Raw genomic sequence first — 17,948 nt, forward strand, 5'->3', positions numbered from 1 at the left:
TAAAAGAAATTAATAATAGCTTAGACATGATCCAAAGCGGAGTATAGGTATTTGGCAAAAATGGAACTTGAATAGACGCTTCACTATTGAATAAATTAGAAAATTGAAAAAATAGTAAAATAAAACCAATAGTTGTAATAACGGTTAAACCTCCAAATAGCAACATGTTTCTTTTATGTGCTTTTTGCTTGTCTTTCCAATAGGTTACGGGTGCTTCAAGTGAAAGCTTAGTTCTGTATATTTTCTCTAATTCTTTAGCTTGCTGTTTTGAACTTTCGATAACCTCTTTAAAAGCATCGGTTTGAGTTGCAATTTCTTTTTTAATGTTATCATTTTGAGATGCTATCTCTTTTTCAAAATCTTCTCTACGTTGATTCAAATCCTTAATTATTTCTTGGTGGTCTTCTCTGATCTCTTCAAATTGAATTTTATAATTTTTAAGAAATGTATCTATTATCCGTTTATTGGCTTAACAAGTGAACGACAATTGAGGTGTCTAATTTTTTTGAAATTAACGATTTTATTTGACCAACATAGCTATTCATTAACTATACTCACCAAAAAAGTTAAATTTCAATATAAGTCTTTAAGACATTATATATTTTATGCCATGATCATGCGCTAAACGTAATAATTTAAGGTTAGCTCCTCTTGGACGTACTTCACCTCTTTCCCATTTTTGATAAGTGGAAGGAGTAACATTTAATATTCTAGCCATAACTGATTGACTTAATTTTTCTTTAATACGCATTTGCTTTATTTCAGCAGCCTCAAGAATTTTTACCTCATCCAAATTTAATGATTCAATTTCTCTAATTGTAACTGGATTCATTCTTAAATCTTTGGCTGTTTCAAGCATTGTATTAATAATATCGCTTTTACTCATTGCTCAACCTCCACTAATACACCTTCTTTTATTAGATTTAAAATTTCAGATTCAGAATAATCAAATAATGATTTAGCAACTAATTTCAATGCTTTTTCCTCATTCGCTGAAATATTACTTTTGGCATTTTTCTCAAATCCATAAACAAAAAAACAATTCGTACCTTTTTTAAATGCTACAATTGTTCTGACACTACCACTCTTGCCCCTTCCTTTGGTTGCTATTCTTTTTTTTAGAATTCCTCCACCATAATTTGCCTCGAATTTACCATCTCTGATTTCTTTACCTGCTAAGATTAACGCAGTGTCACTCACTTCATTTTTATTTGCCCATTTAGTAAATAGTTTGGTTTTTATTATTTTCATTATGTGACTCTACTATAGTAATTTTTACTATAGTAAAGATTGCTATAGCAGTCAAGTCTAGAGTCTACTTTATTTAATAAATCTTTTTTTTAAATTTTAATTTTTTTTGAAAATTGAGTAAAAAGTATGTTTACTATAAATTTATAAGGATTATGGAATTCTCATAAATTTAAAGAAACATTAATTAAAAAAAGCCAAGAGCTAGATGAAATGGATATCAAAAAATATATATTGAAAATAATTAAGGATGAGGAAACCAAAAACAGGTATCTGGCGAAGTTTAAGATAACTGGCTTGTCAGAAGATCAAAAAATATATCTTATTGCTAAAATGCTAAGAAGCATGAATGAAGAGGAATCTGACAATAAAGAATTTGCAAAAAATTTCGATGAAATACATTTATCAAAATCACCAATTAGAGAGACCATCCTATTATCCCATATGGCCATTGAGCATTTTTTAGATAAATACTTAGATATATTACTTCCAAACAATTTTAAGATACCTAAACAACGCCTTAATTTCGACCTTAAACTTTATTTATGCAGCGCCTCAGACAGCGGAATAGGCTTTTTATATAATGAAATCAAAACAATTAATAATATGAGAAATAAATTAGCACATAATCCTAATTATAATGTTTTAAATGGTTTAAAGATGCTAGTTAACAGTGATTGGATTAAATCTATAATTTCTGAAATTGAAACAATTAAAGAAGAAACCGATATAATAAATCTTTCTTGCAGAGCTATCTGCTCCATTATTCATGGAATAATATGTGAAGCTCTTCGTGATAAAAGGGATAATAGGTATCCTTCTTATAAACAATTTGTTCAATAAAATTAAGCGAATAAATTCTCTAATGTTTCTTGAATCTCTTCTGCGCTGGGTTTGGCATAACGAAAAATTTCTTTAATTGAAACATTTCCACTAAGTTCTTGAGCAAAATGCACCCCATGTTTATCGGTGACTTTTTTTAAAAAGGTATGCCTCAATTTATGTGGAGTAAATTCAAATTTCTCATTCTCAGGCAAAAAAGCTAAAGCCTGTTTTAAAACTCGCTGGCATATTCTATAAACATCTAACGTTTGCAAGCGTGTCCCATAGCGCGTAATAAATAATGGTTCATCTTCTTGGGCATCTCTTTTTTCTAGATATTGATCTAGATACACCCTACTTTCTTGCGGCAAAGGAATTTTTTGACTGATACGTTTTGACTTATGGCGCAGTACATCACATAAGCCCTTTAGGCGGTATTGCCCAACATTTAATGAAACCACTTCGGATTCACGAAGACCCGTGCCTAATAATAAATAAAAAAGTGCCGTCTCCATTAATGGATTTTGACTCTTGCGAGTACAGCTTTTAATCCGTTGCTCACAAGCAGATTTCAGTCTCATTAATTGGCGAGATGTTAATCCATTCCAATCAGGTGCATCTGTCTGTAAATCTTTGACTTGGGCTAATGGGTCACCAGCTAACAAAGGTCGCTGTTGATGAAACCAGCGACCTACGTGGCGAATTGTTGCCATCGTTCTATTTATTGATGTAGCTTTGTAAGGTTTTCCCGTTTTCTCGGAAATTGTTTTACATAAATGCTTTTGAAAATGCTTGCTTACAGCCGGTGTCCAACTATCAACCAAGTCATGCCCTACTTCCATTTGAAAGAAATTTATAAATTTAGACAAGTCTTTCATTTTTGCTTGTTCAGTTTTTTCAGGAGCCCCCTTCACATGCACTGTGTAATAATAGGACAACCATGCTGAAAGTGAATTGGTGTCAAAATGAACATCAAGAGGATGGAAAATCTTATCTATCACAAACTTTCGATTTTTTGAATTTTGCTCATCGAGGAAATTCATAGGGTCTCTTTTTTATTTTTTCCTGATTATACCCTGTTTGTGATGGATAAGGTACGTTATTTATTGCAAATTGCATTTGGTATTAATATCACCAATTCTTATTAAGGCTGCTTTAATATCGCATTGCAAGGAGAGCTCTGGAATTAGTCCAGTAAACCTGCTTTGACTGGAAGGATAACCTCATTGTAAATGAGGTTATCCTTCCTTTTTAATGCGTTGCTTTAACATCTTTCATAAAGAAAGCAAGGATAGTCACAACAAGTAATGAGATAGGTAAAATGGAAAGGGCAATTTGGTAATCGACAACCGTATAAATATATTCGCCACCAACAATGCCTCTATCACCAAAGGTATCCAAAAGTTTACCAACGAGTGGTTGGAATACTACACCACCTAAGGTAACTATCATGTTAACTGCAGCGAAAACAGTTCCAGACAATTTTGCCCCGCTGTTTTCTTTACCCATAATAAAGACAATAATTTCTGTTGCACTGAATGCTCCGTATAAAAACAGGAGAACATTTAACCAAAAATACGATAGCCCTGGGTAATAAAGAACGAAGCTTATGCAAATAAAAGCTAAAACGGCCCCGATTGTTAAAGGAAGAACGCGACGGCCACTACGATCAGATAAATATCCCGCTACGGGTGCACCCACGGCCCAACCTAAAAACATAGCGGAAACTGTTCTAGCTGCTTCAACTTTTGTTAAGTGATGCGCCTGCTCCAAATAACTCTTACCCCATAGCTCGCCAAACACAGAGAGTGAAGTATACAAACAGGCCCCCACAAAACCAATTAGCCAAACCTGCGGCGAGGTTAAGACTGACCAGACATTCGAAAAAAACTCTGGTAAAGCATATTTATGAGAAGAATGCCCTTCAGGTCCATCACGAACGATAAAGAAAGTGACGAACGTTAAAACAGCACCAATAACTACCATAAGATTTAGCACATGGTGCCATCCCATAGTAATTGCTATATCGGTAATCTTAACTTCACCATAAACAAGCCCTAACATCCCCAAAGTCGTTATTAATCCCGCCACCAATGAAAAATACTGTCTTGGCAACCAATGCAAAGCGAGTGATAAAACCCCGACAAAAGCAAACGATGACCCAAAGCCCACCAGAAAACGTCCACTACCAGCAATGAACATGGAGGAGGTGATGGTAAACATCCAGGAACCCAAGGCACAACAAAGGCAGGCGAACGTCAATAAACGACGAGGCCCATAGCGGTCCATGAGCATACCTACAGGTAACTGCATGGGTGAGTAAGCAAAATAATAAAGGGCTGAAAGCTGGCCAAATGTCGTTGCCGAAATATGGCCAAACGCTGCACTTAACTCGCTTTGAAGAGCACCAGGAATAATTCTTAAAACAAATTCATAACAATAAAAGAAAGCCCCTACTGCACACATCAAGCTGCCGAATAGCGCTTGTCTTCTACTGATAGTAATATTATTAGTTATCTGCATTAGCATAAGTTTCTTTAAGGAAAAAGGTTAATATTGCAGCGATAATAATTCCTATAGGAATAATCGATAACGCGAACTGGTAATCATCTGCTGTATACATTTGCTGTAATTTATCGACAGGAATGTCTTGCAAAGGGATATTGGCTAAATGACTTGATAAACTTAAGTCGAGCAAACGTCCTACCAAAGGCTGTAAAAACATGGCACCGAGCATGACGATCATATTTGTCATCGCCATAGCAGTCCCCGCAGCTTCATTTGGGCTTAACTCGCGGCCTACTGCAAAAACGATACACTGCACACTATAAAGCAAACCTAAAACAAACATAAGCATATTAACATGCATTGAGGATAATCCAGGCAAATAAAGAATTATCATCATTATAATGCCTGCTCCTGTGGCACCAAACAACATAGGCGCTTTACGACGTTTTATTTTGTCAGAGACATAGCCCATTAGAGGTGCGCCAATAGTAAAGCCCAAGAATAATAAAGAGTTCGCAAAATCAGCAGCTTCGGGGGTAAGGCTGTGAGCATGCTTTAAATAAGGTATACCCCATAGTTCTGCAAATACTGTGGTCGGTAGATAAACCAAGCAACCAAACAAGCCATTGATCCAGATTTGCTTATTTTTAGCAATAATTCCTAGATCAATCATACTCTTTTTAAAATTATCAACTGTACTGCTTTTACGTTGATGACTTTTTTTGTCCCTAATTCCAAACCACAAGATGAAAGCCAAACCAATACCAAAGAAAGCCGTTAAATTCACCGTTTCCCGCCAGCCAATCCTTATGACAAGGCTTCCCAATAAATTATCGCCAATCATAGCGCCAATAGTGCCCAAAGCAGCGGCCATACCCGAAACCATGGCTAATTTGTCTTCAGGTAACCAAATAGTAGCTAATTTGAGAACACCAACGAAGGCAAAAGCAGAACCAAAACCGACTAAAAAACGTCCTAGCGCCGCAATCCAGAAAACAGTCGTACTAGCAAAAATAAAAGTACCTACGACACAAACAAGACAGGCCAATGTGATTAAAAGTCTGGGGCCATAGCGATCTAAAAGAACGCCAACAGGTAACTGCAAGGGGACATAAGCATAATAATAAAATGCCGAAAGCAAACCAAAACCAGTGGCTGATAAATTAAAATGATCACGCAGTGCATGTTCCATAACACTAGGTGAAATACGTAAAAAATATTCATAACTGTAGTATACAGCACCTAGAGCGCAAATCGCCCAGGCCATCAACATATAATGTCTTTCATTTTTACTATACAAAATGAGCTCCTTCATTTCTTCTAGGGTTAAGCACGGCTGATTTAATCGGCAGGCGAAACAGACCGGCTGACACCACTTGCTATGGCTGCTTTGGCAACAGCAAGCGCGACCCTTTCCTTCAGGCGAGGGTCTATAGGTTTGGGGATAATATAATGGGGTCCAAATTCCCAGTTTGTTACACCAGGGTAATTGTCCTTAACAATTTGAGGCACTGGTTCTTGTACCAGTTGACGGATCGCTTCAACAGCAGCAATCTGCATTGATTGATTAATGCATGTAGCACGAACATCTAGCGCTCCGCGAAAGATATAGGGAAAACAAAGTACATTATTAACCTGGTTAGGAAAATCGCTACGTCCTGTTGCAATGATTAAATCATCACGCACCTTGTGAGCAATTTCCGGACGTATTTCCGGATCAGGATTCGATAGTGCAAAAATAACTGGTTTTGGAGCCATGAGTTTCAACAGATCGGCATTGAGAAGGTCAGGTTTGGCTACTCCAATAAACACATCCGCATCTTGCAAAGCATCTGCAAGTGTACGGCGCTCAGTTTTTCGAGCAAAAGCAAATTTATAAGGGTTTAGATCTGTTCGTCCAGAATGAATAACGCCTTTACTATCCAAAAGTAACATCTTTTCTTTATCAGCACCTAAAGCAACAAGCAGGCGCATAGAGGCGATGCCTGCAGCACCCGCGCCAATACAAACAATATTGACCTCAGAAAGTTTCTTTTGCTGCAACTCAAGTGCATTGAGCAAACCAGCGGCAACTACAATTGCTGTGCCATGTTGATCATCGTGGAAAACTGGAATATTTAACTGTTCGATTAAAGCGTGCTCAATCTCAAAACACTCAGGGGCTTTTATATCTTCAAGATTTATACCGCCAAATGTGGGAGCTATCCGCTTTGCTGTAGCGATAAACGCTTGGGAGTCCTCTGCGTCAACCTCTATATCAAAAACATCGATATCGGCAAAACGTTTAAATAATACAGCTTTACCTTCCATTACGGGTTTACTGGCCAAAGGTCCCACATCCCCCAGACCAAGTACGGCTGTTCCATTTGTCATAACAGCGACTAGATTTCCTTTACTGGTGTAGCGAAACGCGTTTTCAGGATTTTCAGCAATAGCAAGAACAGGCGCAGCCACACCAGGTGTATAAGCAAGTGATAAATCATCTTGCGAATTGGTGGATTTAGTGACATGAACAGCCAGTTTCCCTGGTATAGGGAATTCATGGTATTCCAATGCGCGTTCTTTTAATACATCTTTATCCAAAATATTTACTCTCTTTGGTACATCTCGGCGAAAAATCATATAGAAAAATGTTAACGATGAACAGTCATTTTGAAAAAAAAAGGCGCACTTTTGTTGCGCCTGTAACATTTTTCATTAACCGTTAATTGAAATGATAGATAATTACTTCGCCTTATCTTTTTTAAGATTATAACGGTCACGGAATTTCTGAACTCGACCACCAGTATCTACCAGTTTCTGTTTTCCTGTGTAAAATGGATGGCAATTTGCACAGACTTCAATGGTTAAGTCCTGAGTTAAAGTTGAGCGAGTTTCAAAAGTATGGCCACAACTGCAGGTCACATTAATCGCTTTATACTCGGGATGAATAGACGTTTTCATAAATACCACTCTCTAAAGTTAAACGAGTATCGCCACCTGAACGCATGTCAGGCACCATACTCTTATACAAGACGCGCAACATTATCAGATTTTCAATTATAGATCAATTTCTCTTGGCAGGCATTGGAGCAAAATCATACTTTCACCGAAATATAAACAAAAACGGTGTCACCCTGAATGCAGCGTGAGCCGCATGAAGAATCCCCTTGAAATAAAATCCGAACCACATTGAGAGGATTCTTCACTTCGTTCAGAATGACGTTTTTATGGTTTTCCTACCTATTCGAAGTAGGTTGATTTTGATTTTTCTGGGTAGAAGGTATCAGCCGCTCTTCTTCAAAAAACGTTACTTTTCCTGTTCTTAAATCATGAACCCCAGCCACAATACCAATTTGACCTTTGTCGAGCAGATTGCGAATGATAGGACTTTGTTCCCGAATTTCGCGCGCAACATTTAATGCATTATTTTTAGCAATAGCATTAATTAACTCTGGTTTTGAACAATCTTTAATGCCTGTTTCTTTTTCTGTAGGACCAACAACCGGTTTTATTTTGTCCAGTACATGGTCCAAATGTCCTAGACTTACATCATTACATGCGCCCGCTACAGCACCACAAGAGGTATGTCCTAGCACCACAATTAAACGCGAACCTGCCGCTTTTGTTGCAAACTCCAGACTCCCTAAAATATCTTCATTTAAAACGTTTCCAGCAACCCGCAAAATAAATAAATCAGCTAGCCCCTGGTCAAAAAACAACTCAGGTACAGAGCGTGAATCCATACAATTTAAAACAACTGCCCAGGGAAATTGTCCATAAGAGGAACGTTTCGCTTGTGCAAGATAATCACGGCTTAGTTTTGTTTGACTTAAAAAACGCTGATTACCCTCTTTTAAGCGTTGGAGCGCTTCTTTGGGGGTCATGGATTGTTGTGTGGCAGCTGAGGTAATCTTTCCCATTGTTAATACTTCTTCGGCTGTTTCAGCAAAACCTGGCACGGTAAAGAAGCAAGTTAACAACCCTAACATTCCGCTGGCTATTATTTTATTCATTGAATTATTTCCTTATTTTTATTAATTTCTTGCCTAATTTGAAATTTCAATCCAGACAGGCGCATGATCAGAAGGTCGCTCCCATTTACGAGGGATTTTATCGATATTTGAAGAAGTACATAAACAATTTAATTCAGCACTTAATAACACATGGTCAATACGTAAGCCTCGATTACGCCTAAAAGCCCCTGCTCGATAATCCCACCAAGTAAAAGACTGCTCTTCCTGAGGAAAATTGCGAAAACTGTCTGTCAATCCTAAAGCTAACAAGTCTGCAAAAGCTTGTCTTTCTGCTGGACTAACCATCACGCAATTTTGCCATTCTAATGGATCATGCACGTCTTTATCTTCAGGTGCAATATTGAAATCACCCAAAACCACTAATTTGGGGTATAAGCTTAATTGTTGTTTAATAAATGCTTTCGTTTTTTCTAGCCAGGTCAGCTTGTAAGAATATTTTTCAGATGCCAATTCTGAACCATTAGGCACATAGAGATTGATTAAACGAATGTCGCCAATCGTTGCAGCCAGTACGCGCCTCTGGGAGTCTTCGAAATCAGGAAGATCTTTAATAATATCTGAAATGGGATGCCTGCTAACAAGGGCCACGCCGTTATAACTTTTTTGGCCAGCAAAAGTCACATGAAAGCCCAACTCAGTAAATATATTTGCGGGAAAGAGCTCATCAACTAGCTTCGTTTCCTGCATTGCTAGAATATCAATGTCGGTGGATTGCAACCAATTCAATACATGCTCAAGACGTATTTTAATAGAATTAACATTCCAGCTCGCGATCTTAAGCATACCAATCCCCTGCGTATTCAATCATTAATGGCGCATGATCAGACCAACGCGTATCGCGATATACTATAGCCTGCTTCACACTATTTGTTAATCCCGGTGTTATTACTTGATAATCAATTCTCCAACCCACGTTTTTTTCACGAGCGGTTGGACTACGATAGGACCACCACGTATATTGTCCTTCTTCCTGATTCACAACACGGAATGCGTCAATAAACCCCATAGAATCAAATAACTGATCCATCCAGGCTCTTTCTTCAGGCAGAAATCCTGAATTTTTTTGATTTCCACGCCAATTTTTTAAATCAATTTTCTTATGGGCAATATTATAATCACCACAAAGAATTAATTCACGCCCCTCATTTTTCAAGCTTAGCAAATGTTTGGCAAAACGCTCCAAAAAATCAAACTTAACTGCCTGACGAACTTCACCACTTGTACCCGAAGGGAGATAAAGAGAAATTACACTCAAATTAGGATAATCAAATTGCAGGTATCGGCCTTCATTATCACAATAATCAAACCCCAATCCTTTTATTATTCGTAATGGTTTATGGCGTGCGTAAATTGCAACACCACTGTATCCTTTTTTTTGCGCGTCATAATATTCACAAAAATACCCCTTAGGATAAAAAAGTTCATCTGCGCTTTCACTCATTTGAGCTTTTGTTTCCTGAATGCAAACAAAATCGACATCTTGCTCGGCTAGCCAATCATAAAACCCATTTCGTGCGGCAGACCGAATTCCATTTGCATTAAAAGTAATTACTTTCACTACTTCACCTAAAAGAAAAAATAGTCACCTTACTGACTCTTTTTTGCAATTACAAGTAATTACAATTATAAAGCTGTCCGCAAACTAACTGTTGCCAACCGTTTTCCTAGTTGTTTAGCCAGCGAAATCTCATCCTGACTCAAAGGATTGTTGCTTAAAGCCCCTGCTACATGAGTTACCCCATACGGTGTCCCCCCGGTTTGCGTGGTATTGAGCGCAGGTTCTGTATAAGGCAAACCTATTATCATCATTCCATGGTGTAATAAGGGTAATATCATACTAACCAACGTTGTTTCCTGACCACCATGCATGGACGCCGTAGAGGAAAAAACACAGGCAGGTTTATCTACCAAATCGCCAGCAAGCCATAAGGGTGTTGTTGTATCTAAAAAGTATTTCAAAGGGGATGCCATATTGCCAAAGCGCGTTGGGCTACCAAGTGCCAACCCATGACAATCGCGTAAATCATCCAAAGTAACATAAATCGCACCACTGTCAGGGATAGTCTTGTCCACTGCCTCACAAGTTGGTGAAACGGGGGGAACCGTACGTAATCGTGCTTCAACACCTTCAACCGCCTCGACTCCTCGAGCAATATACTGAGCAAGTTGTGCTGTAGCACCATGACGCGAATAGTATAGAACAAGTATATAAGGTTTACTCATGAACAAGCTCCCCTATTTTTTCAGGGGGACGTGCCAGAACCATTTTTTCACCTAAAACGGCAATGGGTCTTTGCAAAAGCTGTGGATGGTTTATCACCGCACGCAAAACTGTCTTTTTGTCTGCCGCAGACAAATTTAATTCCTTATAGATAGCCTCATTTTTTCGAATTATAGTATCCAGGCTTAATTTATCTGCAAAGTGCTCCAAGAGTTCATAGGACAAACCTTGACGCGTATAATCTACCACGGTTACAGGAATAGAGGCTTCTTGCAATAATTGCAAGCAAGCACGCGATTTAGAACAGCGTGGGTTATGATAAAGAGTCAACATCTTTTTTATTCCTTATTTTTCTGAGAGAAAATGTCAACATACCCTGATAAAAATAGCAAGGCTAAATGCTTTTTTCATTAGCTATTAGTGGCTGAATACCACTTTTCAAAAAGTTACATTAATTTGAATTTACTATTGACGAATTAAACTCATCCTAAGAATATGATCTGCTACGTTTTCTACATAAATGGAATTAACAATGTCTATCGGATCGTTATACTTGTCTCTATGTGCTATTTTTATATCTTTGTTTTTTCCTAGTATAACCAATGCAACTTTAAAAAATAACTGGTCCCCTTATGTTAATTTAGAGGGAGGAATGGGGGCGCAAAACGTTAATAATGTCATTTTTGAAAATCCGAGACAACCACAACTTATTCAAAATAGTAACCATTCTGCTATCCATTTGGGATCTTGTGCATTGGGAACTTATTTTTCTTCCATACCCTTGCATATCGAAGTTCGTGCCACCTTTAATAGTCAAAGTAATTTTAATCGTGAATACTTCTTTCCCTCTTTTTTCTCCGTAGTGGGCGTCCAAAAAATAAAAATTCAATCAAATTATCTAATGGCAAGAGGCTACTACAGCCTACCTCTGGAGATTATTACTCCCTATATCAGTCTAGGTGCGGGTACTTCATGGAATAAAACAACTGCAACCCAATACGCCCCTCAATTACCCGGGTGGATTTATAATTTTAAAGGCACCACTCAGTCAGGTTTTGTTTGGTCAGCCGGGATTGGTCTTTCAAAACCTATTCATGACAATTGGGTATTAAACGTTGGCTATAATTATGTTGCTTTAGGAACATTTGATACCGGAGTTTTACCTAAGACAGGTGATGAACATCTATTTGGTAAGATACAATCTAATGAATTAGTCTTTGGTTTTACGTATTTCATATAATTTGTACCAATGGTATATAAATTAAAAAACTTATCTATTTGGACATAAAAATTAAATCTACGATGAGAAACTTATTGAAAGCCTAGCAATTTTGGCTCGACTCATGCAGCATTAAAAATATCTTTTTCCTAATAAATCAATTTGGTGATGAATAATACGATGACTACTCTTTTCAAGGACTGGAAAACTGTTGCATACACTAAATTCCATGAAGCGAAACGCTTTGTGTTATTTGTGGTCGAACATTTTATTAATGACGATTGTACGTATAGAGCATCTGCCCTGGCTTTTACCAGCCTTCTTGCTGTAGTCCCTCTGATGAGCGTAGGGTTGGCACTTTTATCTTCCTTCCCTGTGTTTCAGAATTTATCAGGTCCTGTTCAAGATTTTATTTTTGAAAATTTTGTACCAACAACAGGCAAAATTATCCAGGATTATTTACAACAATTTTCCGCACAAGTTTCCAAATTGTCCATTTGGGGGGTCGCATTTTTATTTGTAACAGCTTTGTTAGTCATGGTTACGATAGAAAAAGCAATGAATAAAATCTGGAAAACACATACTTCAAGACGCGGTGTGGCTGCTTTTTTACTTTATTGGGCCATTCTATCCCTTGGCCCTGTATTGCTTGGTTTAAGTTTAGCCGCTAGTTCTTATGTGTTATCAATGCCTATCGTACAAACACATCAGGCACCCCCTTTTATACTCAACAGCGTGCCTTTTTTCTTATCACTGATTGGTTTTACTTTTTTGTATGTAGTGGTACCTAATTGTCCTGTCAAGCTTGTGCATGGTCTGTGGGGAGGTGTGGTGGCAGCGATCTTATTTGAATCCGCCAAACAAGCCTTTGCCTATTATTTATCCCAATATGATACATATCAGTTGCTTTATGGGGCTTTTGCAACCGTTCCGATTTTTTTTGTTTGGGTGTATTGGGTATGGGTGATTACACTTTTGGGTGCTGAAATAAGTTATGCGCTTTCAGTACATTATAAACGACGCCCAGGAATTCCCATTGATGGATTTTCTCATGCCTTACTTTGGTTACACCAACTTTGGCTTGCCCAAAAAAAAGGCGAAGGCTTAAGTCGTGAGGCATTGATTTATTCAAGCTCACAGCCCTTCGCTGTCAATGTGGATGATATGATTAATGAATTAATGAATGCGGGCCTTATTCATAACACCATTACAGACGAGTTAATGCTCAGCCGCAACCTAAGTCAGGTTAGCCTTTACTGGCTAACCCAACATCTACCTTATCCGCTCCCTACTCATGATGAGTTGGAACGAGAAGCATCACCCCAGTCAATTCCCTGGCGGCAGGTATTAAGCAAGACAGATATTGAACTACAAAAAACATTGTCTGTTAGCTTAGCCGAGCTTTTTAGCCAATCCCATGCAGACTCGGTTTAAGTATTAACTGCTTAGGAGAATGGAGTAGTTGCGCACAAACACGTAATGCTGAAGAAAAATCTTGCAGCACATTTTCTTTGCCTATTAGCTCAATAATTCCTGCCTTTTCCAGCTTAACCTGCACTTGAGGGTTTACCCCTGTTAACATGACATGGACATGGCGCTTGTGTAGATTAACAATTACTTCTTCCAGGGTTTGTAAACCGGTTATATCCATAAAGGGTACCCATCCCAACCGGATGATTAGAAATTTAGGTTCAGTGTGGGTATTTTCCAGGGCATATTCAAATTTTTCAGCAGCCCCAAAGAAAAAAGGGCCTTCAACTGCATAGACCAAAACATCTTGCGGCAGCATTGATAATCCCAGCTCCTGAATAGCCTGTTGCAATTTATCTTCTTTTACCGGCTGAACTTCTACACTCCGAGCCATGCGACGTAAAAATTGCACCATAGCCAAAAAGACACCTACATAGACCGCAATGATCAAATCAACACTGATGGTTAAAAAGAAAGTAACCAACAAAATAGCAACATCAGCACGTGGTGCACGTTGAAGCATTTTAATAAAATGTTTTGCTTCGCTCATATTCCAGGCGACAACAAATAAAATTGCGGCCAGAACTGCCAGTGGAACGTGAACTGCCAGTGGTGCAAGACAAAGAATAATTACAAGCAATGTAATTGTATGCACAATTCCAGCTAAGGGAGAATTACCACCGTTACGGATATTGGTTGCGGTTCGTGCAATTGCCCCAGTTGCAGCAAACCCGCCAAATAATGGGGCTGCGATATTTGCCAAACCTTGGCCAATTAATTCTTGATTTGAATTGTGCCTGGTCCCTGCCATGCCGTCAGCTACCACCGCAGATAACAGGGATTCAATGGCTCCAAGCATTGCAATAGCAAACGCAGGTCCCATGAGTTCACTTAAGCGAGTAAGGGTAATCTCTGGCCAATGAAAATTTGGCAACCCTTGGGGAATGCCGCCAAAAGTACTGCCGATTGTAGCAACCCCCTCAAAATGAAAAATAGCTTGCAAACTTGTCGCTACCACTAATGCCACTAAAGGCCCAGGAACACGTTTTAATCCCGGTAATTTGAATGAATATTTTACTAACAATAAGGATAAAAGAGCTAAAGCAGTCGTTGTCAAACTAAGTTGCGGGAATACCTGCAACAGATGCCACAGTTTTTCATGAAAATGCTCACCGGTTACTGCTGGCAAACCGAAAAAATCCTTCCACTGGCCGACCCAAATAATAACAGCAATACCCGCAGTAAAACCCACGATAACTGGATCAGGAATGAATTTAATGACTGAACCAAGCCTTGCGATACCAAGGACAAGCAAAATTATACCTGCCAGGATGGTCGCGATTTGCAGCCCATCAATACCGTATTTGGCAGTAATTCCTGACAGAATAACAATAAAAGCGCCGGTAGGACCTGCAATTTGCAAGCGGCTACCACCGAAAACTGAGACTAATAAGCCTGCCACAATTGCTGTATAAAGACCTTGTTCAGGCTTAGCTCCTGAGGCAATGGCAAACGCCATTGCCAGTGGTAGAGCAACAACACCAACAATAATCCCTGAAATAATATTACGCAACCAATGGTGTTTTTGTAACAATCCCGCACGATAAGCTTCCAATACAGCAATCATGATAGCCTTTAGATTTATCAAAATATTGCCATTATACCTGAACGCTTAACAATTTTGCGATAAATATTTACAAAAAAATACAAATCAGTCCACAGTGACTAATAAACTCTCTCTTGCGAACTCCGATTACGCAGCACAATTCTTCTAGTAGGTTTCATTTAGTTTTTAAGTCATCATTTTTTAATTTTATCTACTGCACACTCGTTCCACGTTGGATCGAAAGCACTTACTACAATCTTTAGAGATAAATGGGGGTGAGAAGGATAACGTCTTTAAATAAAGGTTATTCAAGAGGAAGTTAGGCCGCTTTCGACCCAACATTCTTGCTAACTGATTTAATTTATATATTGTATTTTTTATAAAATATAGCGCGTTAAATCATCATCATCGACAAGCTTGCCTAAATGTTTCTCAACATAAGCCGCATCAACATGAACTTTTTCACCTGCTCTGTCCGTAGCTTCAAACGAGATAACCTCTAGTAAGCGTTCCATAACAGTGTATAAACGGCGAGCCCCTATATTTTCCGTACGCTCGTTCACTTTCCAAGCTACCTCAGCAATACGGCGAATACCTGTTTTGTCAAATGTTAGCTCTAACCCTTCAGTCGCCATTAAAGCAGCATATTGTTCGGTTAAAGAAGCACTTGGCTCTGTTAAAATGCGAACGAAATCTTCAACATTTAATGCTGATAATTCAACACGTATCGGTAATCGACCTTGTAATTCAGCAATTAAATCAGAAGGTTTAGCGACATGAAACGCCCCGGAAGCAATAAACAAAATATGATCGGAACGAATCATACCGTACTTAGTGGATACCGTAGTTCCTTCGACAAGCGGTAAAAGATCGCGTTGTACCCCTTCCCGTGAGACATCACCGCCCCCACCATGCTCTGCCCGCTTGGCTACTTTATCCAATTCATCAATAAAGACAATGCCATTTTGCTCCACATTTTCAATGGCGCGCGTTTTAATATCTTCTTCATTAATTAATTTCGCCGCCTCTTCCTCACGCAAAATTTTCATGGCTTTGGCAATCGTCAATTTACGTGTCTTGGTACGTCCTGAGCCAATTTGCTGGAACATCGATTGTAATTGATTTGTCATCTCTTCCATGCCAGGTGGCGCCATGATCTCAACACCAACTTGTGAGGCTGACAATTCAATTTCAATTTCATTGTTGTCAAGAGCACCTTCGCGTAATTGCTTACGGAAAACCTGCCGAGTAGAAGAGTCTTTTTCGCTTGAGGTTAGACCCATTCTTGGTGGCGGTAATAAAACGTCAAGTACACGTTCTTCCGCCGCATCTTCCGCTAAATGCTCTACTTTCTTCATTGCTAATTCACGTTCTTGCTTAACAGAAATATCAATTAAGTCACGCAAGATACCCTCAACGTCGCGTCCAACATACCCAACTTCGGTAAATTTAGTAGCTTCCACTTTAAGGAAAGGGGCGCCCGCTAACTTTGCCAATCTTCTGGCAATCTCTGTTTTACCTACGCCAGTTGGACCTATCATCAAAATATTTTTAGGCATGATTTCATTGCGTAACACGGGATCTTTAATTTGCATGCGCCGCCAGCGATTTCGAAGTGCAATGGCTACTGCCCGCTTGGCTTCATCTTGACCAATGATATGTTTATCTAATTCTTGTACTATCTCACGAGGAGTCATAATTACTGTATTATTCACTATTGCTATCCAATTCTTCTATGGTTAAATTGTGATTCGTATAAATACAAATATCGCCTGCAATTGCCAGGCTCTTACGAACAATCTCAATGGCTGACAGTTTTGTATTTTCTAATAGAGCACGTGCAGCAGACTGAGCAAATGGGCCGCCTGAACCGATGGCAATTAATCCTTCCTCAGGCTCAATGACATCACCATTGCCTGTAATAATTAAAGAAGAATTACTGTCTGCAACAGCTAACAAGGCCTCCAAACGGCGTAAAATTTTATCAGTGCGCCAATCTTTAGCGAGCTCAACCGCAGCCCTTACTAAATGGCCTTGATGCATCTCAAGCTTTCGCTCAAAACGTTCAAACAAAGTAAAGGCATCGGCAGTACCACCAGCAAAACCAGCAATGACTTTATCTTTATATAACCTTCTTACTTTGCGGGCATTGCCTTTCATCACTGTATTACCCATAGTGACTTGTCCATCCCCGCCAATAACAACCTTATTACCTCGCCTTACAGAGAGAATTGTTGTACCGCGATATTGTTCCAAAATGGATATCCTTTGGTTAAAAATAGAATTCGTTGTAAATGGGGATAAGATATAAGAAATCAATAGATCATAATAAAATTTTTATCATTTTCTATGCGCTTTCTGTTTCATTACTAAACAACATTTTTCGCAAAACCCTTTTAATTCAATGGTCTCTTGTCCAAGATGAAAATGATGATTCTGTGTTAACTGTTTTGCCAAAATATGAATTTTACTATCATAGACTTCTTGAACCTGGTAGCAGTGATTACAAACCATCAATATTTCAGAGGATAAATGTTTTTCAGGTTCATGGCAGAGCGTATACGATTGAATGGATTCAATTTTATGAACTACTCCATACCGGCTGAAATAATCAAGCACTCTATAAACTGAAGGGGGAGTCGTATTTTGTTTTGTTAACGTAAGCTTTTCCAGAATCTCATAAGCTTTTAATGGTTTTTTACTTTCCCACAAAATAAATAAAACATTTTTGCGCAGTGAAGTCCACTTAAGATTCATTGAGCCACAGTAAGCAAGAAAAGAAGCTGGATAATTCATGTATTTTCCATGGTACTAAAGAATACTAGCAGTAGCAGTGGA

At 38.6% G+C, this 17,948-nt stretch carries 20 protein-coding genes; 3 read left to right on the forward strand and 17 right to left on the reverse strand.

Annotated features, from left to right (window positions below):
- The 3 genes from Ljam_RS07120 to Ljam_RS07130 form a co-directional block, all read right to left on the reverse strand.
- On the reverse strand, positions 1-379 hold a 379-nt coding region (locus Ljam_RS07120), incomplete at its 3' end, for a DUF6161 domain-containing protein (RefSeq protein ID WP_193786984.1).
- A gap of 207 nt (positions 380-586) precedes the next feature.
- Positions 587-886 (reverse strand): helix-turn-helix domain-containing protein, encoded by a 300-nt coding sequence (locus Ljam_RS07125; protein WP_058449427.1) that lies wholly within the window; start codon positions 884-886, stop codon positions 587-589.
- Positions 883-1,251, reverse strand: coding sequence for a type II toxin-antitoxin system RelE/ParE family toxin (locus tag Ljam_RS07130; RefSeq protein WP_082651597.1), 369 nt, complete (start codon positions 1,249-1,251; stop codon positions 883-885). The genes Ljam_RS07125 and Ljam_RS07130 overlap by 4 nt, the downstream gene beginning before the upstream one ends.
- Positions 1,252-1,461: 210 nt before the next feature.
- On the opposite strand from Ljam_RS07130, the gene Ljam_RS07135 reads away from it, so the two are divergent.
- A complete protein-coding gene (locus Ljam_RS07135) occupies positions 1,462-2,091 on the forward strand; it encodes a hypothetical protein (RefSeq protein WP_058449429.1) in 630 nt (209 codons plus the stop codon).
- Between the two features lie 2 nt (positions 2,092-2,093).
- On the opposite strand, the gene Ljam_RS07140 is transcribed toward Ljam_RS07135, so the two are convergent.
- The 10 genes from Ljam_RS07140 to Ljam_RS07185 all read right to left on the reverse strand — a co-directional run bounded on the left by Ljam_RS07140 (position 2,094) and on the right by Ljam_RS07185 (position 11,148).
- Complete coding sequence (locus Ljam_RS07140) at positions 2,094-3,113, reverse strand: tyrosine-type recombinase/integrase (protein WP_058449430.1); 1,020 nt, start codon at positions 3,111-3,113, stop codon at positions 2,094-2,096.
- 208 nt (positions 3,114-3,321) lie between these two features.
- Positions 3,322-4,593: an MFS transporter gene (locus Ljam_RS07145; protein ID WP_074881791.1), complete on the reverse strand. Its 1,272-nt coding sequence runs from the start codon at positions 4,591-4,593 to the stop codon at positions 3,322-3,324.
- Positions 4,580-5,878, reverse strand: a complete 1,299-nt coding sequence (locus Ljam_RS07150; protein ID WP_058449432.1) for an MFS transporter — start codon at positions 5,876-5,878, stop codon at positions 4,580-4,582. Before Ljam_RS07150 ends, Ljam_RS07145 begins: the two co-directional genes overlap by 14 nt.
- Before the next feature lie 41 nt (positions 5,879-5,919).
- Positions 5,920-7,161, reverse strand: coding sequence for a malic enzyme-like NAD(P)-binding protein (locus Ljam_RS07155; protein ID WP_058450758.1), 1,242 nt, complete (start codon positions 7,159-7,161; stop codon positions 5,920-5,922).
- Positions 7,162-7,302: 141 nt separating this feature from the next.
- On the reverse strand, positions 7,303-7,521 hold the full coding sequence (rpmE, locus tag Ljam_RS07160) for a 50S ribosomal protein L31 (RefSeq protein WP_058449433.1): 219 nt from the start codon (positions 7,519-7,521) through the stop codon (positions 7,303-7,305).
- Positions 7,522-7,796: 275 nt separating this feature from the next.
- Entirely contained in the window at positions 7,797-8,573 is a 777-nt protein-coding gene (locus Ljam_RS07165; protein ID WP_058449434.1) for a carbonic anhydrase family protein, read from the reverse strand.
- Positions 8,574-8,606: 33 nt separating this feature from the next.
- Positions 8,607-9,377 carry an exodeoxyribonuclease III gene (xth, locus tag Ljam_RS07170; RefSeq protein WP_058449435.1) on the reverse strand — a complete coding sequence of 257 codons (771 nt, stop codon included), beginning with the start codon at positions 9,375-9,377 and terminating at the stop codon, positions 8,607-8,609.
- Complete coding sequence (locus Ljam_RS07175) at positions 9,370-10,152, reverse strand: exodeoxyribonuclease III (RefSeq protein ID WP_058449436.1); 783 nt, start codon at positions 10,150-10,152, stop codon at positions 9,370-9,372. Before Ljam_RS07175 ends, xth begins: the two co-directional genes overlap by 8 nt.
- Before the next feature lie 65 nt (positions 10,153-10,217).
- Entirely contained in the window at positions 10,218-10,817 is a 600-nt protein-coding gene (gene wrbA, locus Ljam_RS07180; RefSeq protein WP_058449437.1) for an NAD(P)H:quinone oxidoreductase, read from the reverse strand.
- A complete protein-coding gene (locus tag Ljam_RS07185) occupies positions 10,810-11,148 on the reverse strand; it encodes an ArsC/Spx/MgsR family protein (protein ID WP_058449438.1) in 339 nt (112 codons plus the stop codon). The genes wrbA and Ljam_RS07185 overlap by 8 nt, the downstream gene beginning before the upstream one ends.
- A gap of 199 nt (positions 11,149-11,347) precedes the next feature.
- Here Ljam_RS07185 and Ljam_RS07190 point away from each other — a divergent pair, with 199 nt between their 5' ends.
- Both Ljam_RS07190 and Ljam_RS07195 read left to right on the forward strand, forming a co-directional pair.
- Entirely contained in the window at positions 11,348-12,055 is a 708-nt protein-coding gene (locus tag Ljam_RS07190) for an outer membrane protein (protein ID WP_058449439.1), read from the forward strand.
- Positions 12,056-12,214: 159 nt separating this feature from the next.
- On the forward strand, positions 12,215-13,468 hold the full coding sequence (locus tag Ljam_RS07195; RefSeq protein ID WP_058449440.1) for a YihY family inner membrane protein: 1,254 nt from the start codon (positions 12,215-12,217) through the stop codon (positions 13,466-13,468).
- Here Ljam_RS07195 and Ljam_RS07200 read toward each other — a convergent pair.
- From Ljam_RS07200 to Ljam_RS07215, 4 genes are all read right to left on the reverse strand, one after another.
- On the reverse strand, positions 13,440-15,131 hold the full coding sequence (locus tag Ljam_RS07200) for a SulP family inorganic anion transporter (protein ID WP_082651599.1): 1,692 nt from the start codon (positions 15,129-15,131) through the stop codon (positions 13,440-13,442). The two genes, Ljam_RS07195 and Ljam_RS07200, sit on opposite strands and share 29 nt — an antisense overlap.
- A gap of 356 nt (positions 15,132-15,487) precedes the next feature.
- Positions 15,488-16,807 carry an ATP-dependent protease ATPase subunit HslU gene (gene hslU, locus Ljam_RS07205; protein ID WP_058450759.1) on the reverse strand — a complete coding sequence of 440 codons (1,320 nt, stop codon included), beginning with the start codon at positions 16,805-16,807 and terminating at the stop codon, positions 15,488-15,490.
- A 10-nt stretch (positions 16,808-16,817) separates the two neighbouring features.
- A complete protein-coding gene (hslV, locus tag Ljam_RS07210) occupies positions 16,818-17,366 on the reverse strand; it encodes an ATP-dependent protease subunit HslV (RefSeq protein ID WP_058449441.1) in 549 nt (182 codons plus the stop codon).
- Positions 17,367-17,450: 84 nt separating this feature from the next.
- Complete coding sequence (locus Ljam_RS07215; RefSeq protein WP_058449442.1) at positions 17,451-17,906, reverse strand: Fur family transcriptional regulator; 456 nt, start codon at positions 17,904-17,906, stop codon at positions 17,451-17,453.
- Positions 17,907-17,948: the final 42 nt, after the last annotated feature.

The organism is Legionella jamestowniensis (assembly GCF_001467745.1).
Lineage (GTDB): Bacteria > Pseudomonadota > Gammaproteobacteria > Legionellales > Legionellaceae > Tatlockia > Tatlockia jamestowniensis.